The sequence below is a fragment of the Dyella telluris genome, from assembly GCF_014297575.1.
Taxonomy (GTDB): domain Bacteria; phylum Pseudomonadota; class Gammaproteobacteria; order Xanthomonadales; family Rhodanobacteraceae; genus Dyella; species Dyella telluris.
This window is the reverse complement of sequence record NZ_CP060412.1, coordinates 4,434,670-4,455,609: the sequence shown is the minus strand read 5'-3', so window position 1 is coordinate 4,455,609 and position 20,940 is coordinate 4,434,670. Positions and strand designations below refer to the sequence as shown.

The window sequence follows — 20,940 nt, the reverse complement described above, 5'->3', positions numbered from 1 at the left end:
CTGCGAACACGGGATCAGGCATCACAGGCCCAGCCGCCAGTTCGCCGCGCCCAGCACGCCGAGCCGTCCGTGCTCAACCACCACCACCGGCGTGCTGTTGAGGAACGGCCGCATCACGCCCTTGTCCAGGAAACGTTCGGCGAACGGCCCCGAGCGAAGCACGCTGGCCAACCGCGCGAGAAATCCACCCGCCAGGCACACGCCACCACTCGCACTGAACGCCATGGCCACGTCGCCGCAGAAAGCACCCAGCCAGCGGCAGAAGTGATCCACCGTTTCGCTGGCCAGCGGATCCATGCCCGCCAAGGCCAGGGCAGTGATCTCGCTGGGATCGTTCAAGGCCGCGGATACGCCGTGCACAGCGGCCAGCGCGCGATACAGACGAAGCACACCAGGGCCACTCAGCACATGCTCGTACGACACATAGCCATCGGCCGGCCCCAGCTGGGCGCGGATCGCCTGTTCTATACCGGGCCGCACGGCCAGCTCCATCTGTCCTGCCTCGGTATGCAGCACGCGCGCCGGTCGACCGGGCAAGCGAAGCGCTGCACCCAGGCCGGTACCCGGGCCAACCACGGCCACCGCGCCATGCGGATTGGGCACGCCATCGACGATCACGGCGGTGCTTGCCTGATCGACCTGCCCCACGGCATGCGCGAATGCCTCGAAGTCATTGAGCACGTCGACGGAAGCGAAACCACCTTCGATACGGAGATGATCCAGCACCACCGGCCAGGCCAGGTTGTCATTGACCACCACGCCACGACTCACGACGCCCGCGCAAGCCAGCACCAGCGCACGCGGATGCGTACCGTGCTCGCGGCAAAAGCTGCAGACAATGTCGGTGAGGGACGCATGGTCGGCGCATCGATACGTCTTATAAGCAACGATGTCCGGCTGGCCGGTCAGCGCATCCGCCACCACCAGGCCAATGCGGGCATGCGTGCCACCCACGTCGGCAGCCAGGAAGGTCGACGTGGCCAGACCCGCGCGCTCCGCCGCCTGCTGCACGAGGGGCCCGCGGGGCTCCGGCGAACGTTCAAACGATGCGGGCCCGAGGCCCCAATCCGACAACGGCGTCATCATCTACCCCGGCAACGTCTGCCCGGCCAAGGAATATTCACCGGCAAACCAGGCATTTAGATACGCCTGTCGCCGGACGGTGGCGATCGCGACGGCGCCCGGCCCATTGTCCGGGGCGCCCCGAGAACGCGCTCACATATAAACCTAGTTTTTATCTATGCACAAGTAGTACGATCGGACCAGGCACCCCGTGTCCTTGAACCGGGGCGCCATCGCGCACCTGTTACGCCTCCTCAAAGGAGGCTGGCCTGGGGAAATTGATGCCGGTTCAGTACGCAGTCCAGGATTCGCCCTCCACGCCAGCCATGGCCGATGCACGCGTTGCATCTCTCGCCTTCGGCGGCGCACCCGCCGGCAATCTCTATACCGGCGTGGAGCACGACGCGGCCTGCGAAGCGATTGCGCACGCATGGCGCAGCGGCATCACGCACTTCGACACCGCGCCCTACTATGGATACGGCCTCAGCGAATCCCGTCTCGGCGAGGCGCTGGCAGGTATCGAGCGCAGCGGCTACACGCTTTCCACCAAGGTGGGTCGCCTCATTGATGTCGACGAAAGCCGCCACGACCGCAGCGACGGTTTTGCCGTCGATGGCCGGCGCGCCTACTTCGATTACTCGCGCGATGGCGTGCTGCGCAGCCTGGAGAGCAGCATCAAGCGGCTGCGCACCGGACGCATCGACCTGCTGTTGCTGCACGACATCGGTGAACTGACCCACGGCGAACGCCATGCGCAGGTGCTGGCCCAGGCGCTGGACGAAGCATTGCCGGCCATGGCCGCGTTGCGCGACCAGGGCGTGGTCGGCGCCATCGGCCTGGGCGTGAACGAAGAGGCAGTGTGCCTGGAAGTGATGCAGCGCTTTCCGCTGGATGCCGTGATGCTGGCCGGCCGCTACACCTTGTTTGAACAGGCACGCAGCGAAACCGTGATGGCCAGGGCGCAGGCGGACGGCGTGTCCGTGCTGGTGGCAGCGCCTTACAACTCCGGCCTGCTCGGTTCCGATACCGGCCCCGGCGACACCTACGATTACGCGCCTGCATCGGCAGTCATCCGGGAACGCGCCCAGCGTTTCTATGAGGTATGCGGACGCACGCACGCGCAGGTTGGCGCGGCCGCCCTGCAGTTCCCGCTGGCGCACCCTGCGGTGGCGAAGGTGGTGTGCGGGCTGCGCTCCACCGCGGAAGTGGACAGCGCCATTGCACGCATGCGCGCGCCGATTCCCTCGGCAACCTGGACCGCCCTGGTGGCGGAGGGTCTGCTCGATCCACGCGTGCCCACGCCATGATCATCGACGCACACCGGCATTACTGGGACCCGACGAAACTCGACTACGGCTGGCTCGCGCAGGCGCCGGCCGCGCTCCAGCGCCCGTTTCTTCCTGCCGACATGGACGTGACGACGGATGCCTGCCTGCTGGTACAGGCAGCACCGGATGAGCGCGAAACGCTGTTCCTGTTCGATATCGCACGGCAGACACCCGGCGTGCTGGGTGTGATCGGCTGGGTGGACATGGAGGCCAGCGACGCCACGCAACGCATTGCCGCGCTGGCCGCGCAGGGACAGGGCCTGCTGCGCGGCATCCGCCCCATGGTGCAGGATATTCCCGATACGGAATGGCTGGCGCGACCGTCGTTGGATCGCGCTTTCGATTGCCTGCGCGACCACGGCCTGGTGTTCGACGCCCTGGTGGACAACCGCCATCTTCGCGCGCTGTCGCAACGCCTCACGCAACACGCCGGCCTGGTCACGGTGGTCGATCACGCCGCCAAGCCGGATATCGCGCAACGGGAATTCGCCGCGTGGGCAAGCGCCATTGCACGCGTCGCCCAGGTGCCGGACGTGCTCTGCAAATTATCCGGCCTGCTGACGCTGACTGGCGAACCGGCCGACCCGACCGCCGTCGAACCGTATGCGGCGCACCTGTTTCAAAGCTTTGGCGGCGAACGCCTGATGTGGGGCAGCGACTGGCCCGTGCTCACCACGCATGCAAGTTACGACGCATGGAAGCGCTGCGCGCAGACGCTGACCCGGCGGTTCGCTCCTCAACACGAAGCGGCTGTGTTCGGCGAAACCGCCGCAGCTGTCTACTCCCTTGCCGGCGATGCGCCGGCCACTGCCCTGGGTGGATCCTGATGACACAACCTTTCACGAGTCGCAACGCATGAGCGGCCGACTGAGCGGCAAGCATGCCCTGGTGACCGCGGCCGGCGCAGGCATTGGCCGCGCCACCGCCCTCGCCTTCGCCGAAGCAGGCGCCACGGTGCTGGCAACGGATATCCACGAAGAGAACCTGGCCTCCCTCGCGGCCAGCCATCCGTCGATCAGCACACGCGTCCTCGACGTGACCGATGCCAGCGCCATCCAGTCGCTGGCGAGCTCCGTCGGTCGCGTCGACGTGTTGTTCAACTGCGCCGGTTACGTGCATGCCGGCACCATTCTCGATACCGACGATGCGAGCTGGCGACGCTCGTTCGCCATCAACGTGGACAGCATGTTCCACCTCTGTCGCGCACTGCTGCCCGGCATGCTCGAGCGCGGCGCAGGCAGCATCGTCAACATGTCCTCGGTGGCATCGAGCATCAAGGGCGTTCCCAACCGCTTTGCCTACAGCGCCACCAAGGCCGCCGTGATCGGCCTGACCCGTTCCATTGCCGCGGACTTCGTGGCCAAGGGCATCCGCTGCAATGCGATCTGCCCCGGCACAGTGAAAACCCCGTCGCTCGCCGAGCGCGTACGCGCACTGGGTGGTGACGAGGAAGCCGCATGGCAGGGCTTCACTTCGCGCCAACCCATGGGCCGCCTGGGCACACCCGAGGAGATCGCGGCGCTGGCCGTGTATCTCGCCTCCGACGAATCGTCCTTTACCACCGGCACCATCCACGTCGTGGATGGCGGCTGGTCGAACTGATGGAAACGACTGCATGAAGCTCTGCCGCTTTGGAAAACCCGGCGCGGAAAAGCCGGGACTGATCGATGGCGAAGGCGCCATCCGCGATCTCTCTGGCGTGATCGACGACATCACGGCCAACGCGCTCGGTCGCGACGGACTGCGCCGCCTGCAGAACATCGACCCGTCCACCCTGCCCCGCGTCGACGGCTCGCCGCGCTTTGGCACGCCGGTGGCCCATGTCGGCAAGATGCTCTGCGTGGGCATGAACTACGCCGACCATGCCGCGGAAACCAACGCCCCCGTGCCCGAGCAGCCCGTGCTCTTCATGAAGGCCACCACCGCCATCGGCGGCGCGAATGACACGGTGGTGATCCCGCGCGGCTCGGTGAAGACCGACTGGGAAGTGGAACTCGGCGTGATCATCGGCGAAGTGACGCGCGACGTTTCCGTGGAGCAGGCACTGGACCACGTGGCCGGCTATGCGGTGATCAACGATCTGTCCGAGCGCGAATTCCAGCTCGAACATGGCGGCCAGTGGGTCAAGGGCAAGAGCTGCGACACCTTCGGACCGATCGGCCCCTGGCTGGTGACGAAAGACGAAGTTCCCGACCCGCAGAACCTCTCGCTCTGGCTGGAAGTGAACGGCCATCGCTACCAGAACGGCAATACGCGCACGATGGTGTTCGGCGTGGCCGCACTGGTGAGCTACATCAGTCGCTACATGACGCTGATGCCGGGTGACGTGATCAGCACGGGCACGCCCGCCGGCGTGGGCCTGGGCCTGCGCCCGCCCACATATCTGAAGCCGGGCGACGTGATTGAACTGGGCATCGAAGGCCTGGGTCGCCAGCGACAGGACGTGGTCGCGCACCCCTCGTCGCCCGCCAACGCCACTTGAGACCTTCCCCTTTTTTGATACCCGGCCCGGGAGGCCGGTCACGATGGTAAAGATTACCGCCCTGGAGACGTTCGACGTGCGTTTTCCCACGTCGCTGGCGCACGATGGCAGCGATGCCATGAATCCCGACCCGGACTATTCCGCCGCGTACGTGGTGCTGAAGACGGATGCGCCGGACAACCTCGCCGGCTACGGGCTGGTATTCACCATCGGCCGCGGCAACGACATCCAGACGGCTGCACTGGCCGCGCTGCGCCCGATGGTGGTGGGCCGTGCGGTCGACGATATCGTGAGCGACCTCGGCGGCTTCGCACGGCAACTCACCGGCGACTCCCAGCTGCGCTGGCTTGGCCCCGAGAAAGGCGTGATGCACATGGCCATCGGCGCGGTGATCAATGCCGCCTGGGATCTGGCCGCGCGCGCCGCCAACAAGCCGGTGTGGCGTTTCATCGCCGACATGACGCCGGAACAGCTGGTCAGCCAGATCGACTTCCGCTATCTCACCGATGCGCTCACTCCCGAACAGGCGCTGGCGATCCTGCGCGAGGCCGAGCCGCACAAGCAGGCGCGCATCGCCCAACTCGAAGCCGAAGGCTACCCCGCCTACACCACGTCGCCGGGCTGGCTGGGCTACACCGACGAGAAGATGCAGCGTCTCGCCAAGAAAGCCGTGGCCGATGGTTTCCGCACCATCAAACTCAAGGTCGGCCTGCGCATGGAAGACGACCTGCGACGCTGCCGGCTGGCTCGTGAAGCCGTGGGGCCGGATATCGCCATCGCCGTGGATGCCAACCAGCGCTGGGATGTCGACACCGCCATTGAATGGCTGAAGCCGCTGAAGGACATCGGCCTGGCCTGGGTGGAGGAACCCACCAACCCGGACGACGTGCTCGGCCACGCCGCCATTCGCCGGGGTGTATCGCCCATTCCCATCTCCACCGGCGAGCATGGCCAGAACCGCGTGCTGTTCAAGCAGCTGCTGCAGGCCCAGGCCGTTGACCTGATCCAGATCGACGCGGCGCGCGTGGGTGGCGTGAACGAAAATCTCGCCATCCTGCTGCTTGCCGCGAAATTCGGCGTGCGGGTGTTCCCGCATGCGGGCGGCGTGGGGCTGTGCGAGCTGGTACAACATCTGGCGATGGCCGATTTCATTGCCATCACCGGCAAGAAGGACGATCGCGCCATCGAGTTCGTCGATCATCTGCACGAGCATTTCGACGACCCGGTGACGATCGAGGATGGACGCTATCTGGCACCGACGGCACCGGGCTTCTCGGCCCGCATGCACGAGGCATCAGTGCGCGATCACCTGTTCCCCCATGGCATCGTGTGGCAGGACACTCCCAGGACCGCAGCGGGGTAAGCCATGAAAACGCCAGTGACCAACATCGCCGATCTGCGCGCCCTCGCGCAGCGGCGCGTGCCCCGTGCCTTCTTCGAATACGCCGATCGTGGCTCGTACGACGAACGCACCCTGCATGAGAACCGCGATGCCCTGAAGCGCCTCCAGCTGCGCCAGCGCGTCATGCAGGATGTGGACAACCGCTCACTGGCCACCACCATCCTGGGTCAGTCGGTGAGCATGCCACTGGCCATTGCACCTACCGGGCTCACTGGCCTGCAGCACGGCAGCGGAGAAATCCTCGGTGCGCGCGCTGCCGCCGAGGCAGGCATCCCGTTCTGCCTCAGCACCATGTCGATCTGCTCCATCGAGCAGGTGCGCGCTGGTTGCGATACGCCGTTCTGGTTCCAGGTGTATGTGATGCGCGATCGCGGCTTCACCCGCGAGTTGATCCGTCGCGCACGTGCCGCACAGTGCTCGGCACTGATGCTGACGGCCGACCTTACCGTGCAGGGACAGCGGCATCGCGAGATCAAGAACGGCTTGTCCGTGCCGCCCAAGGTCACGCTGCGCAACCTGCTGGACATCGCCAGCAAGCCGCGCTGGGCGTGGCATGTACTGAAGGCACCCAGCCGATCGTTCGGCAACCTGGAAGGCCGCATCGGCGGCGCCGACAGCCTGACCACGCTGGCACAGTGGATCGCCAGCCAGTTCGACCCCACCTTGAACTGGGACGACCTGGCGTGGATCCGCAAGGAGTGGCCGGGCAAGCTGATCATCAAGGGCATCCTGGATCCCGAGGATGCGCGGCTGGCCGTGCAGCATGGCGTGGATGCCATCGTGGTATCCAACCATGGCGGCCGTCAGCTGGACGGCGCACCCGCCACCATCGACGTGCTTGCATCCATCGTCGATGCGGTGCAGGGCGGCACCGAAGTACTGTTCGACAGCGGCATCACCAGCGGGCAGGACCTGTTCAAGGCACTGGCACTGGGCGCGCGCGCCGGCCTGATCGGCAAGGCTTTCCTGTATGGGCTTGGCGCCAACGGTCAGCAGGGCGTGACGCAGGCCATCGAACTGATACGGCGCGAGTTGAGCGTCACCATGGCCCTCACCGGCCAGCGCGATGCGGCCTCCATTCCGCGCGAGGTGATCTGGCGCAAAGCCTGATCAGCCGTCGCAACCGGCCAGATCGAAGATCCGCTCCATCGGCAGCCACTTCTGCCCGGCCGCCGCCCAAGGCAGCGGCTGCTGATAGGTGGACATCAGCGCCTCCCAAGCCTGCACGCGCGCACTGGCGGCGTCCGCCGCGGCCTTGGCGGCCGGATCGAAATCCGGCGACACACGCATCAGCATCACCAGGCGCGTGCCCGTGCGGAAGATCTGCATGTCCAGGATGCCCGCCTGGCGGATCGAGGCCACGATCTCCGGCCAGATGTTTTCGCGACGGTGCCAGTTTTCGTATTCGGCGATGAGCGAGGGATCGTCGCGCAGGTCCAGCGCCAGGCATTGCCAGGTCATGCCGTCGCTCCCGCCACGGCATGCTGCCGGCGCTGCTGGGCAAACAGGAAGATCGCCACGAAACACACGGCCGGCACCAGCATGGCGTGCGCGATGCCCACGCGATCCGACGCCACGCCCATGGCCGCGGTCAGCACGGCGCCGCCGATGATGGCCATGACCAGCAGCGCGGCACCCAGCTTGCGCTCATCATCATCCCTGCCCTCCACGCCCAGCGCGAAGATGGTGGGATACATCACCGACATGAAGAAGCTCGACGCCACCAGCGCATAGATGCCCGCGCGCCCCGGCACGAAGGCCGCCAGCACCATCAGCAGCACATTCGCCAGCGCGAACAACGCGAGCACGCGCGAGGCCTTGAAGTGCTTCATCAGCGCGGCACCCGCAAAGCGGCCGACCATGAAACACACCAGCCCGGCGGTAACGAAGCTCGCCGCCATCTTGTCCGAGGTACCCGGCATGGTCGCCTGCGTGTAACGGATCATGTGACTGAACACGGCGACCTGCGCACCCACGTAGAAAAACTGCGCGGCAACGGCGCCCAGCAGGCGGCCATCACGCAGCAGGCGCCTGAGCACCCCGCGCATGGCTGGCGTGGATTCTTCGCCCATGTCAGTGGGCGGAAAACGGGTCAGCAGGATCACCAGGGCCCAGGCGAGCACGCACAAACCGATCACCAGATAGGGAATCTGCACCGCTGCTGCTTCGCCTCGCATGAAGGCATCGCGGGCGCCCGCGCTCATGCCCGCCAATTCCGCCGGCGTGTGCTCCACGCCACTCAGGATGAAGCGCTGGCCGACGAGCACGCCGACGATGGAGCCCAGCGGGTTGAAGGCCTGGGCCAGATTGAGCCGCGCGGCAGCAGACTCCGCAGGGCCGAGCAGCGTGACGTAAGGATTGGCCGAGGTTTCCAGAAAGGCCAGGCCGCAGGCGATCACGAACAAGGCCGCGAGGAACATCGGGTAGGCCGCGTGCGCCGCCGCCGGCCAGAACAACAGGGCGCCCACACCGTAGAGGCACAAGCCAAGCACCACGGCAGACTTGTAGCCGTGGCGCCGCATGAACGCACCCGCCGGAAGCGCCACCACGAAGTAACCGAGATAGAACGCGCTCTGCACCAGCGCCGCCTGGAAATCCGACAGCGTGAAAGTCTTCTTGAACTGCGCCACCAGGACGTCGTTGAGGTTGTTGGCAACGCCCCAGAGGAAGAAAAGACTTACGATCAATGCGAGAGGCAGCAGCGGTGTGCTCCCCCTGAAGCGGCCACCTGCCGTCGTCGGCGGGGCTTGTGGGTGCATAGATGTCATCCTCCGGCAATTGCCCATGGCGGTCCGTCTGCACCGGACCCGGAATTTGTGCAAATATGAACTTATAATTTATCTGTATAACAAGTTGCGGCGCAGCATGGTAGTCCGGGACGACGACAAATCCCCGGCACCCAACCATGACCCGCATTGGTGTGCCACTCCATACACGGACGCTTATGGCTGCTGAGTCTCCCAAATACCGCGCGCCCGCCCTCGACAAGGGCCTGGACATCCTGGAACTGCTGGCACGCGCCGTTGCCCCGCTGACCATTGCGGAGATCTCCGAAGGCGTGGGCCGTTCGCGCGGCGAGATTTTCCGCATGCTGCAGGTGCTGGAAGAACGCGACTACATCAGCCGCCCGGATGGTGAAGGCCGCTATGCGCTCACGCCACGGCTGTTCCGCCTCGGCATGGAGCAGCCACCGGTGAAAAGCCTGGTGGAAACCGCGCTGCCCGTCATGCACCGGCTGGCCGATGACATCGACCAGTCGTGCCACCTGGTGGTGCCGTCACAGGAACAGATCGTGGTGATCGCGCGCGTCGATCCGCCGGGCGAAATCGGACTGGTGGTGCGCGTGGGCCATCGTCGCCCGATCTCCCACTCCGCATCCGGTCTGGTGCTGCTGGCGTGGCAGGACGACGAAATGCGCGAGCGCTGGTTCACCATGATGATGGCGCACGAGCCGGACCTGCGCCGCGCCCCGGTGGAAACCGCGATACGCGACATCCGGGCCGCCGGCGTGGCCACCATTGCCAGCCAGGTGGTGGATGGCGTCACCGACATCTCCGCGCCGGTGATGCAGCACGACCGCGCCATCTGCGCCCTGACCATCCCCTTCATCGAACGTCGCGGCTCCACGCTCGACATGGCGAAAACCACGCGCCTGCTGATCGAGGCAAGCCACGAAGTGTCCGCGGCATTGACGCACGGCTCCGCGCCATCACAGGGCAACTGAGGCCGTTACACCTCGCCGTGCCGGCCAGGCGATGAAGCGCGAGCGCCGACTCGCTCGTTGTTCGATCAGCCGCGCTCCGCGCTGCCCCTGCGCATATTGGCGCGCGACTCTTCCACCATCGCCAGCATGGCGCCGCGGGCCGCGTCGGGATCGCTGCGACGGATCGCATCAAGCACCTCGCCATGAAGCGGCAGTGCATCCTTGAAGTTCTTGGCCGTGCGCGCGGAAAGCACAAAGAACGTCGCCATGGCGCTTTCGATCACGGTGAACAGCGAAACCATCAACTCGTTGTTGGTGGCATTGAGCACCGCCTCGTGAAAGGCCAGGTCGGCATCGGCCCAGGCGTCCAGGTTGGCCGCCGCCTCCATGGCCGCAAACGCCTCTTCGATCTGGCGAAGCTGTTCGTAGGTACGGTACTTCGCGGCCGTGGCCGCAGCGGCCGGCTCGATCACCTCGCGCATGTCGGCAAGCTTGCGCACGAAATCCTCGGTGGGCATCAGCGCACAGCGCCAGGCCAGTACGTCGGCATCGAGCTGATGCCATGCGCGCGTGTCGCGCACGCGCGTGCCGACCTTGGGCCGGGATTCCACCAGGCCCTTCGCAACCAGCACCTTCATGCCTTCGCGCAGGGCGGTACGGCTTACCTCGAGTTCTTCAGCGAGCAACTCCTCGCGCGGCAGAAGCTCGCCGGGCTTGATGTCGCCACCGATGATGCGCTGACCCAGTTCGTGCACCACATGGCCATACAGGCTGCGCGACGACGTGGTGGCCACCGGGAGATGGCGCGGGCGAGCCGGTGAAGGCGGAGTGGAGCGTTTGGTCATGAATGCGCCCCTGTGCGGCGAAAAGCCCAAATTGTCATACAAGAAAGTATACATCAGGGCCCTCAATCATCACCGCGCAAGCCTCGGAGGCGGCCAGGCCAGGCGAGCCGTGCCGTGACGCAGCACGGGCGACTGGAGACAAATGAGTAATGGGCATGAGCAAGGACTGGGGCGACGTGCTTCAGTACGGCCATTCCATGATGCAGCGCATCCAGACAAGCCGCCGCAGCGCCCGCATTGCCATGCCACCAATCATCATACTATATATATGGTGCGACGATCCGAACCGGTCGCACCTTCCACTGTGACGGCAGCCAGGCAATCCACACTGGCGCGCACAACACTGACAAGAAGAAAGAACATGACCCGCATGATCGAGTTGGAAGGCACGGGACTGACTGCCGGCATCTGCCCGTCGTTCGGCGGCGGCATGGCCTTTCTTGATGCACAACAGGGAGACGCCCGCATCCCGCTCATGCGCCCGCTGCGACCACCGGCCATGCCAACGGATGCGTTTGAGCCAAACCGATTGGCCTGCTACCCGCTGGTGCCGTGGAGCAACCGCATCGACCATGGCGGCTTTGAATTCGAAAGCACCCGCGTTTCGCTGCCGCTGAACCGCGCCGATGACCCGTACCCGATCCACGGCACCGGGTGGCAGCGCGCATGGCGGGTCGAACGGCAAGATTCCAACGGGGTCGAGCTCGCGCTGGATGACGCTACACCGGGCGCCTATGCGTACCGCGCCAACCAGCACTATGCACTGCACGACGACACACTGCGAATCGCACTGACTGTACGCAACGAAGGTGACGCCAGCTTGCCGTTTGGCCTGGGGCTACACCCCTTCTTCCTGCTTCACGGCGGCGCACGATTACGCGCCGCCGCCACTCAGGTCTGGCTCAACGACGGGCAGTCGCCGATGCCGGTCGAGCGCGTCGACGTGCCGCCCGCCTGGGATTTTCGCGATGGTCGCGCCATCCCCGGCGAGGAGCTCAACCACTGCTTTACCGGATGGAATGGCCAGGCCACCATCGAGTGGCCCGGCCTGGGGCTGGCGCTGGACCTGGCCGCCAACGTGGACGCCTTCATTCTCTACACGCCCGTGGGCGCCGACTTTTTCTGTTTCGAACCGGTGGACCATTGCATCGATGCGGTGCACCGTTCCGGCGGCCCGATGGCCCATGGCATGACGCGACTGTCACCGGGCGAACCATTGAGCCGACACTTTGCGTTCCGGGTGCGCCCACTGGGAGCTACCGGTGCTCCGCTTCTCGCTGTTAATCCCTGATCCACCGAGGCCAGTCCGCATGAACACGAGCGCCCACGACTTCGCCACCACGGGTCGACCGCGACTGCAGGGAAAACACGCCTTGATCACGGGCGCAGGCAGCGGCATCGGCAGCGCCATTGCCGAACTCTTCGCACGCGAGGGAGCCGACCTGGCCCTGCTCGACCTTACCGCGGCCCCGGCAAAGGCCGTGGGTGATGCACTGATGAAGACGACTGGGCGTCGCATGGTGGCCGTGGGTGCCGACGTTTCCTCGGCGACGCAGGTCGATACCGCCATTGCCGAGGCCATAGATGCACTCGGCGGCCTGGACATCCTGATCAACTGCGCGGGCATCAATGTGTTCGGCGACCCGCTGCAGACCACCGAACAGGACTGGCGCCGTTGCCTGGATACGAACCTGGCGGGCGCTTGGCACTGCATCCGCGCAGCACTGCCCACCATGCTTGCCGCCGGCTACGGACACGTCGTCAACATCGCATCGGTACATGGTCACAAGATCATCCCCGGTGCATTCCCCTACCCCGTCGCCAAGCACGGCCTGATCGGACTGACCCGTTCGCTCGGCATCGAATACGCCGCACGCGGCATTCGCGTGAACTCCATCTCGCCCGGCCTGATCATGACGCCGGCGGCCGAACGCTATTTCCAGTCCTGCCCGGATCCCGAGGCTGAGCGCCTTCGTCAGGCCGAACTGCTGCCTTGCAAGCGCATCGGCAAACCCGAGGAAGTCGCCTACGCGGCGCTGTTTCTGGCCAGCGACGAAGCGCGCTTCGTCAACGCCACCGATCTGCTGATCGATGGCGGACGCAGCCAGATCTATCACGACTGAACACGCGTTCGGCCAGGGGAACGGCGGTCACTTCCGCCTGCACATTCGGCAGGTGCGACCCGCGAACGCAGCTCAGTCCCGCCCGCCAGTCAATCGTGCCTCCATCGCTTCCAGCGTCACGCCGGAGGTTTCCGGTACACGCCGCAGGATAAACACAAAGCCGGCCGCGCAGATCAGGCCGTACGTCCAGAAACTGCCGGCAGGGCCCAGGCGCGCATTGAGCCAGGGGAAGGTGTAGGTGAGCACGAAGCAGGCAGTCCAGAGCGAAAACACGCCCAGCGACACTGCCTGCGCACGGATGCGATCAGGGAAGATCTCCGCGAGCAGCACCCATGTCACCGGCGCCAGCGTCGTGGCATACATGGCGATGGCCGCCAACACCAGCATCAACACCGGCAGGCCCATCACATGCAGCGCGTAGGCGCCGCCGATCAGTGCATAGATCACCGCCAATGCGCCCGCCCCCACCAACATCAGGCGACGACGTCCCCAGCTGTCGACCAGGCGCAAAGCCAGCACGGTGAACACCAGGTTCACGGCACCCGTGGCGACGATGGACTTGAGCGCATCGTTCACGTCGAAGCCGGCCGATGCAAAGATGTCCTGCGCGTAGTTGAAGATCACGTTGATGCCGCACCACTGCTGGAATACCGCCAGCACGATGCCGATGACCAGGATGGGCCGCACGTCGGGCGCGAGCAGCGATGCGCGACGCGAACCCGACGCTGCGTGATCGTGATGAGTGGCGCGGATCGCAGCCAGCACGTCGCGCGCATAGTCCGCGCCGCCGATGCGGGCCAGCACCACGGCGGCCTGCTCATCCCTTCCCTGGCGACTCAGCCAGCGCGGCGATTCGGGTATCAACAAGGCAAGCATCAGGAAGAACACCGCGGGCACGCCGCCGCAGAGGAACATCCAGCGCCAGCCGTGCTGTACGTTCCACGATTGCAGCATGGCGGCGGCATCCATGCCCGGCGATACCGGGCGGGCAATCCACAGGTTGATCAGCTGGGCAAGCAGCACCCCAACCACGATGGTGAGCTGATTGATCGCCACCAGTCGACCGCGACTCGCCGCAGGGCTGACTTCCGCGATGTACATGGGCGACAGGCCGGAGGCCAGGCCAATGCCGATACCGCCGATGATGCGGAATACGGCGAAGACCGTTGCACCGTCCGCGGAGGCGGCACCAACCGCACTCGCCACGAACAATACCGAAGCAAGAATCAGCGAAGGGCGTCGACCGTAGCGATCGGCAAGTGTCCCCGCGCACATGGCACCAGCGATACAGCCCACCAGTGCCGAACTCATCAGCCAGCCTGACATGGCGGGATCGTGCACGCCGAAGTAAGCCTCGTAGAACAACTTGGCTCCGCCGATCACCACCCAGTCGTAGCCAAACAACAAGCCACCCAAAGCCGCCACCAGGCAGATTCGCCAGAGGTAGGCATTGGGCGCCGCGGGAACACTGTCACTCAACAAGCCCTGCATCGGGAGATCGTTGTGCATGGGGCGAACAGCTCCGCAGACTGGGCGCGCAACCGAAGTGGGCACGGCATCCATATGGCGCCGTAAATTGTCATACAAGTAGAAATGATGCAAACGCCATGCAGGCGCTTATTGCTGCAAAGATCCTTGCCAATAATCATACAATATGCTTGCATCACCAAATAGGCCTACCGGGCCTCGCGTTGTCCCGGCAGGCCATGCCTATCGCCCTTCGCGATCAGGCAACGGCTGCGACAAACTTCAAGGAACAGGCCAGGTGAAGCAACACTTCAAGGGCAAGGCATGCACCGCCGTGATGGCACTGGGTTTCGTGTTTGGCGTCGCCACATCGCTGCCCATCTCAGCCGCGACCACCACCCGGGCGGCAGCAAGCGCTACACCATCGATCACCTATGACGCCACGCGCAAGCTGTTCCGCATCGATACCGGAGAGGTCACTTATGCCTTCGGTGTCGATAGCGACGGCATGCTGCAGACCCTGTACTGGGGCGCACGACTCGCGGCCCGCGACCCCCTGGGGCCGGCACGCGTATCACCCGGCCACGCCTCGTTCGACTCACCCGGCAGCACATCGCCACAGGAATACGCGGGATGGGGCGGGCGCATCACCATCGAGCCGGACCTCAAGGCGCATTTCGCCGATGGCAACCGCGACCTGGTGCTGCACTATGCAAGCCACCGCATCCACGACGATACGCTGGAAGTGGAGCTGCGCGATATCCGTCTCGACGTATCGGTATGGCTGCGCTACACGACCGATCCGGCAACGGGCATCATCGGGCGCTCGGCGCGCATCGAGAACCACACAACGCAGGCCATGACCGTCGACGCCGCATCGGCCGCCAGCTGGAACCTGCCAGCGGGTGACGACTATTCGCTGCGCTACCTCACTGGCGCATGGGCCAGGGAGTGGAACCTGCAGACGCGCGCGATCACGCCGGGCGCCACCGAGATAGGTAGCCGTCGCGGCACCACCGGCGACCAGAACAACCCCTGGTTCGCCATCGAACGCGGCAATCAATGGAACGAAGAACACGGCGACGTGTGGTTCGGCGCCCTCGCCTGGAGCGGCTCGTGGCGCATCCGCATCGACCAGGACGTACTGCATCAGGTGCGTGTGACGGGCGGCTACAACCCCTTCGACTTCAGTTACCGGCTGGCACCGGGGCAGTCGCTGCAGACCCCGGTGTTCTACGCAGGCTACACGCCCCACGGCATTGGCGAGGCATCGCGAATGATGCACCGCTTCGAGATCAATACCGTGCTGCCCCAGCGCGCGGAAACCAAGCTACGCCCGGTGCTCTACAACTCCTGGGAAGCCACCGAATTCAAGGTTGACGAGGCAGGCCAGGAAAAACTGGCGGAAGCCGCCGCCAAACTCGGCGTGGAACGCTTCGTGATCGACGATGGCTGGTTCGGCGCACGCAACAGCGATCACGCGGGCCTCGGGGACTGGACAGTCAATCGCAACAAGTTCCCGCATGGCCTGTCGCCCCTGATCGGCAAGGTGCATGCACTGGGCATGAGCTTTGGCCTTTGGGTAGAACCCGAGATGGTCAATCCCGACAGCGACCTGTATCGCGCACACCCTGACTGGGCGCTGCACTTCAACGACCGGCCACGCAGCGAAGGACGAAACCAGCTCGTGCTCAACCTTGCGCGCAAGGACGTGGCCGACTACGTCTACGACGTGCTGGATCGCCTGCTGTCGGAGAACGACATCCAGTTCCTGAAGTGGGACTACAACCGCAACTGGACCGAGCCGGGCTGGCCGGAGGTTGCCCCCGAAGAACAGCAGAAGGTCTATGTCGCCTTCACCAACAACCTGTACGACATCATGCGTCGCCTGCGTGCACGGCATCCCGGCGTGGAGATCGAGTCGTGCTCGGGCGGTGGCGCACGCGTGGACCTGGGCATCATGGGCCTCACCGACGAGGTGTGGCCTTCCGACAACACGGACCCCTCCGACCGCCTGACCATCCAGGATGGCTTTACCTATGCGTACGCCCCGGGCGTGATGATGGCCTGGGTGACCGGCTCGCCGAACTGGGTCAACGACCGCCGCAGCTCACTGGACTTCCGCTTCCTGTCCTCCATGCAGGGCGGATTGGGCATCGGAGCGAACATCCTCGAATGGACGCCGGAAGAGAATGCCGTTGCGCAGCGTTATGTCGCCGAATACAAGCGCATCCGCAGCACGGTGCAACGCGGCTTGCTCTATCGCCTGCTGTCACCGCGTGACCAGTCGCCGCAGTCGGCAACCGAATCGGTGGCAGCAGACGGCAGCCAGGCGGTGCTGTTTGCCTTCCAGCGACAGGGCCACGAAGCCGAGCCCTATCCCACGCTGCGATTGCGCGGTCTCGACCCCAAGGCGCGTTACCGGTATCGGCTGATCCACGGCGAAGCGGTCGAAGGCACCCCCGCCGAGGCCAGCGGTGCGTTCTGGATGAACCAGGGCATCGACCTGAAGATCCGTGGCGACCTGCAGGCCGCCGGCGTGGTCTTTGAACGGACGGGAACGTGATGCCCCGACAGGCCCACGCTGCATGACGACAAACGATCCGTGCCCGCCAGTTCGGGGGCACGGGTTGATGGCGCGCTCCCGCCACTCATCGAAGTGATGGATCGCAACCAGCCGATGCCACGATTACGTTCGCGCTTACGCAAAACCCGCGCCGCCCGGCCCACTGAAACAGTTCACCTCGATCCGCGACCGAGCCTGCAGAAAACACAACCCTGAAAGTCAGCTTTCGCAACAGACCACAAAATGGTCCCTTTGTACGATAAAAGGGATTCCCCGGCCGCACTCGAGTATTTCATGAAGAAACCGATTGCCGTTCGCACATTGTATGGACACGTCATGCAGGAGCTCGGGCAGCGCATCGTCAGCGGCAAGGTCAAGCCAGGCGAAGTACTCCCACGCGAGGAAACCCTGGCCGGGAGCCTGCAGATCAGCCGCAACGCCCTGCGTGAAGCACTGAAGGTGTTGTCGGCCAAGGGGTTGATTGAGTCGCGAACAGGCGTGGGCGCCCGCGTCCTGGAAGAGCGGCACTGGAATCTGCTCGATGCAGACGTGCTCAGCTGGCGCTGCGCCTCCATGCCGACTGACGACTTCGTCGACAAGCTGGTGGAGATGCGCGAGATCATCGAGCCCGCCGCCGCCGCTGCGGCGGCTCGCCGTCGCAGCGGCGCGCAACTCGCCCGGATCGAAGAAGCCTATGGCGCCATGGCTGCTGCGCAGACGCAGGACGCATGGTCACAGGCCGACCTCGCCTTTCATGACGCCGTGCTTCAGGCAACCGGCAACGAACTCATGCAGTCACTGTTCTCGGTGATCGAGACCGCGCTTGGCACGCTGCTCACCCTCTCTGCGCGAAACGCCAGCGATTTCAGGTACTCGTTGTCGTACCACCAGAAGGTACTCGATGCGATCAGGCAGCAGCAGCCGGACGTGGCGCACAAGACGATGCGATCGATGATCGCCGATTCGCACGAGAACCTGCGACAGCACTACGCGACCACACGAAGAAAGGCACGGGCCTGACCATCGCGCCACACGGGCGTGGCCGGAGCGAGCAACGCCAGCCCGCGAACCACGCCACCACATTCCCGGCACAGACGCCACACAGTCTCGCGCTCATGGCATCGACACCCCTTCGATGAGCACGTGAAACGGAACGGGCAAGCCACCGATGAATAGCAAGCCAGACTTTGACGTTGACCGCCATCAGCACGATCCCGAACAGGCAGCCCGGCGACGCTTCCTGAAGATGACCGGCACGATGGCGGCGCTGCTGCCCCTGTTGAGTGCGCCAGGTTTCTGCGGCGCACCAGACAGGCCGCAAGGTCCACGACCCACGCGCGCACCCACCTTGCACGGCCCCACGCTCTGGTACAACGCGCCCGCCACCGAACAACGCGTCATCCAGGAGGCCATGCCCATCGGCAATGGGCGCATGGGCGCACTGGTGGGTGGTGACCCGGCGCGGGACTTCCTGTATCTCACCGACAGCTCCATGTGGCTCGGCGGGCCGAACCGCGAACTCGACAAGGACGGGCAATTCCCTTACGACGCAGCCACCTTTGGCAGCTTCAACCTGCTTGCCAGGCTGTACCTCGACGTGCCCGGGCATGAGTTATCGCATGTCACCGAATACCGGAGGGAACTGGATCTCGCCAACGGCTACGCGCGGATTTCCTATCGCAAGGACGGCATCCGCTACCTGCGGGAGATCTTTGCCAGCCATCCGGATGACGTCGTCGTCATGCATCTCTCGCAAAGCGGGGGCGGCACCTGGTCGGGAGCCGTCGACCTTCAGGGCACGCATGGCGAGAGCACCCTGCCTTCACCTTCAACGTCAGGCATGCATTTCAGTGGCACGCTCCCCAACGGGCTGGCCTATGCCGCCGGCATCAAGGTCACCGTCTCGACCGGCAAGGTATCGATCGATGATGGCATGCTGCACTTTGCCGGCTGCGAGGCGCTGACCATCCTGTATTGCGGCGGCACCAACTACATTCCGGACAGTGCGAGGGATTATCTCGATCGCGCAGCGGACCCGCTTGCACGGGTCATGCAGAAGCTCGATGCGGCAGCGGCGCGGAATGCAGCCGATCTGCTACAGACCCATATCGCCGACCACGCGGCACTGTTTGCCTCGATGGGGGTCAACCTGGGTACATCGACGCCCGCGCAACGCGCGTCCGATACATGGACGCGCCTGCAGGCGCGTGCCAGGCCGGGCGCCCCCGCAGACCCTGAGCTCGAGGCCACCTACCTGCAGTTCGGTCGCTACCTGACCATCGCCGGATCGCGCGACGGGCTGCCCACCAACCTGCAAGGACTGTGGCTTGGCGACAATACGCCGGCATGGATGAGCGACTATCACACCGACATCAACATCCAGATGAACTATTGGCTGCCCGACCGCGCCGGGCTGCCCAGCTGCTTCGAAGCGCTGGCGACCTATTGCCTGTCCCAACACGAGTCATGGACGGCCATCACGCGGCAGCACTTCAATGACACGCGAAATGGCTTCCGCAACAGCTCGGGAAAGATCGCCGGCTGGACGGTGGCCATATCGACCAACATCTTTGGCGGCAATGGCTGGTGGTGGCACCCGGCCGGCAATGCATGGCTGTGCAATAGCCTGTGGCAGCACTACCAGTACACGTTACGGCACGATTACCTCGCACGCATCTATCCGCTACTCAAGGGCGCATGCGAATTCTGGGAGGCGCGACTGCTCTCCGTGCCCAATCCTGACGCAACGGGCAAGCATGACCAGGAAGTATTGATTGACGACAGCGACTGGTCGCCCGAGCAAGGCCCCAAAGACGCAAAGGGCATCACCTATGCCCAGGAACTGGTGTGGGACCTGTTTGCCAACTACCGGCAGGCAGCCGCCATCCTCGGCGTGGACGCCCATTACAGTGACGTCATTGGTGGCATGCAGGGAAAGCTCTACCTGCCCAAGATCAGTCCAGAGAGCGGCCAACTGGAAGAATGGATGTCCCCGAAAGACCTGGGAGAACCCGGGCATCGCCACCTTTCTCCCCTGGTTGGTTTCTTTCCCGGCGACCGCATCACGCTCGAACACAGCCCGCCTGCCTTGATCAAGGGCGTCACCCGCCTGCTCGAGGCGCGAGGCATGACCAGTTACGGCTGGGCGTGTGCGTGGCGAGCCCTGTGCTGGGCGCGCCTGAAAGACGCCGAACGCGCCTATCAGCTGGTACTGGACAATCTGTCGCCGTGGGAAATTCGTGGCAACGGCACGGCCATGAACTTGTTCGATATCTATCAGACCGGCCCGCATGCCGGCATCTTCCAGATTGACGCCAACTACGGCACGCCCACAGCGATGCTCGACATGCTGCTGTACTCCCGCCCGGGCGTCATCGAACTATTGCCCGCCCTGCCCGCCGCATGGTCGACGAGTGGCGATGTTACCGGCATCGGCGCACGCAATGGCTTTGTCGTGGACATGCGTTGGCAGGACGGCATCGTTACACACGCAACCTTGCACAGCGTGGGTGGCACGAAGACACGACTGAAACTCGGAACCCGCATTAGGGAAATTTCGCTGCGTGCCGGTGAGTCGATCACGATCGTGCCGGACGAGGCCTGAAGGCGTAGACAGCCTTCGCTGCAGCCCGGCGCATCCAATTCCATCGTCACCCGCTCGCCATGCGCGAGAGACAAACGCCATCGCGAATGGACACGGAGCCGGCGTCGCGAGCCTCGGACCGGCCTCTTCACAGTCGCCATGTTGCAACGCAGCTTGATCTCGCGGCACGCCTGCCGGAGAGTCCCCATAAATCTTATTGTAAGATAAATAAGATCCTGAGGCTGGGGCCCTTACACGCAACACCGTTCGTTCCACGACGGATGTGCGCCTTATCGCCCCCGTGTTGAGTGAGGCCGCTTTCGAGGCGGTGCGCTTCTACACCGTGATGCAGTCCGAACGGGCCGTTCATCGGCTCAAG

17 protein-coding genes are annotated in these 20,940 nt (G+C 64.7%); 12 read left to right on the top strand and 5 right to left on the bottom strand.

The genetic code is table 11. From position 1 onward, the window contains the following. Window positions 1–21: 21 nt before the first annotated feature. On the bottom strand, window positions 22–1,011 hold the full coding sequence (locus H8F01_RS19705; RefSeq protein ID WP_187056710.1) for a glucokinase: 990 nt from the start codon (window positions 1,009–1,011) through the stop codon (window positions 22–24). Window positions 1,012–1,343: 332 nt separating this feature from the next. On the opposite strand from H8F01_RS19705, the gene H8F01_RS19700 reads away from it, so the two are divergent. Genes H8F01_RS19700 through H8F01_RS19675 form a run of 6 tightly spaced genes read left to right on the top strand, consistent with a single transcriptional unit; the run spans window position 1,344 to window position 7,384 of the window. Next, a complete protein-coding gene (locus tag H8F01_RS19700; protein WP_238481065.1) occupies window positions 1,344–2,369 on the top strand; it encodes an aldo/keto reductase in 1,026 nt (341 codons plus the stop codon). Beyond that, on the top strand, window positions 2,366–3,217 hold the full coding sequence (locus tag H8F01_RS19695) for an amidohydrolase family protein (RefSeq protein ID WP_187056709.1): 852 nt from the start codon (window positions 2,366–2,368) through the stop codon (window positions 3,215–3,217). Before H8F01_RS19700 ends, H8F01_RS19695 begins: the two co-directional genes overlap by 4 nt. Before the next feature lie 28 nt (window positions 3,218–3,245). Further along, window positions 3,246–3,992: an SDR family oxidoreductase gene (locus tag H8F01_RS19690; RefSeq protein WP_187056708.1), complete on the top strand. Its 747-nt coding sequence runs from the start codon at window positions 3,246–3,248 to the stop codon at window positions 3,990–3,992. 13 nt (window positions 3,993–4,005) lie between these two features. Next, the gene (locus tag H8F01_RS19685; RefSeq protein WP_187056707.1) at window positions 4,006–4,872 is read left to right on the top strand and encodes a fumarylacetoacetate hydrolase family protein; all 867 of its coding nucleotides are present in this window, start codon (window positions 4,006–4,008) and stop codon (window positions 4,870–4,872) included. Window positions 4,873–4,915: 43 nt separating this feature from the next. Beyond that, window positions 4,916–6,235, top strand: a complete 1,320-nt coding sequence (locus H8F01_RS19680) for an enolase C-terminal domain-like protein (protein ID WP_187056706.1) — start codon at window positions 4,916–4,918, stop codon at window positions 6,233–6,235. Between the two features lie 3 nt (window positions 6,236–6,238). Next, window positions 6,239–7,384 (top strand): alpha-hydroxy acid oxidase, encoded by a 1,146-nt coding sequence (locus H8F01_RS19675; protein WP_187056705.1) that lies wholly within the window; start codon window positions 6,239–6,241, stop codon window positions 7,382–7,384. On the opposite strand, the gene H8F01_RS19670 is transcribed toward H8F01_RS19675, so the two are convergent. Together H8F01_RS19670 and fucP are read right to left on the bottom strand one after the other, a co-directional pair. Further along, the gene (locus tag H8F01_RS19670) at window positions 7,385–7,735 is read right to left on the bottom strand and encodes an L-rhamnose mutarotase (RefSeq protein ID WP_187056704.1); all 351 of its coding nucleotides are present in this window, start codon (window positions 7,733–7,735) and stop codon (window positions 7,385–7,387) included. Beyond that, on the bottom strand, window positions 7,732–9,033 hold the full coding sequence (gene fucP / locus H8F01_RS19665; protein WP_187056703.1) for an L-fucose:H+ symporter permease: 1,302 nt from the start codon (window positions 9,031–9,033) through the stop codon (window positions 7,732–7,734). The genes H8F01_RS19670 and fucP overlap by 4 nt, the downstream gene beginning before the upstream one ends. Before the next feature lie 185 nt (window positions 9,034–9,218). Between fucP and H8F01_RS19660 the strand changes: the two genes are divergently transcribed. Beyond that, window positions 9,219–9,998: an IclR family transcriptional regulator gene (locus H8F01_RS19660; RefSeq protein ID WP_187056702.1), complete on the top strand. Its 780-nt coding sequence runs from the start codon at window positions 9,219–9,221 to the stop codon at window positions 9,996–9,998. Between the two features lie 65 nt (window positions 9,999–10,063). Here the strand turns inward: H8F01_RS19660 and H8F01_RS19655 are convergent, their stop codons facing one another. Further along, a complete protein-coding gene (locus H8F01_RS19655; RefSeq protein WP_187056701.1) occupies window positions 10,064–10,822 on the bottom strand; it encodes a FadR/GntR family transcriptional regulator in 759 nt (252 codons plus the stop codon). A 361-nt stretch (window positions 10,823–11,183) separates the two neighbouring features. On the opposite strand from H8F01_RS19655, the gene H8F01_RS19650 reads away from it, so the two are divergent. Both H8F01_RS19650 and H8F01_RS19645 read left to right on the top strand, forming a co-directional pair. Further along, a complete protein-coding gene (locus H8F01_RS19650; RefSeq protein WP_222615685.1) occupies window positions 11,184–12,113 on the top strand; it encodes an aldose 1-epimerase in 930 nt (309 codons plus the stop codon). Window positions 12,114–12,132: 19 nt separating this feature from the next. Beyond that, window positions 12,133–12,945, top strand: a complete 813-nt coding sequence (locus tag H8F01_RS19645; protein WP_187056700.1) for an SDR family oxidoreductase — start codon at window positions 12,133–12,135, stop codon at window positions 12,943–12,945. A gap of 72 nt (window positions 12,946–13,017) precedes the next feature. Here the strand turns inward: H8F01_RS19645 and H8F01_RS19640 are convergent, their stop codons facing one another. Continuing rightward, window positions 13,018–14,454: a sugar porter family MFS transporter gene (locus H8F01_RS19640; RefSeq protein ID WP_222615684.1), complete on the bottom strand. Its 1,437-nt coding sequence runs from the start codon at window positions 14,452–14,454 to the stop codon at window positions 13,018–13,020. A gap of 256 nt (window positions 14,455–14,710) precedes the next feature. On the opposite strand from H8F01_RS19640, the gene H8F01_RS19635 reads away from it, so the two are divergent. The 3 genes from H8F01_RS19635 (at window position 14,711) to H8F01_RS19625 (ending at window position 20,582) form a co-directional block, all read left to right on the top strand. Next, entirely contained in the window at window positions 14,711–16,978 is a 2,268-nt protein-coding gene (locus tag H8F01_RS19635; protein WP_238481064.1) for an alpha-galactosidase, read from the top strand. Window positions 16,979–17,272: 294 nt separating this feature from the next. Then, a complete protein-coding gene (locus H8F01_RS19630) occupies window positions 17,273–17,998 on the top strand; it encodes a FadR/GntR family transcriptional regulator (protein ID WP_187056699.1) in 726 nt (241 codons plus the stop codon). 148 nt (window positions 17,999–18,146) lie between these two features. After that, on the top strand, window positions 18,147–20,582 hold the full coding sequence (locus tag H8F01_RS19625) for a glycosyl hydrolase family 95 catalytic domain-containing protein (RefSeq protein WP_238481063.1): 2,436 nt from the start codon (window positions 18,147–18,149) through the stop codon (window positions 20,580–20,582). The last annotated feature ends 358 nt before the right edge of the window (window positions 20,583–20,940 follow it).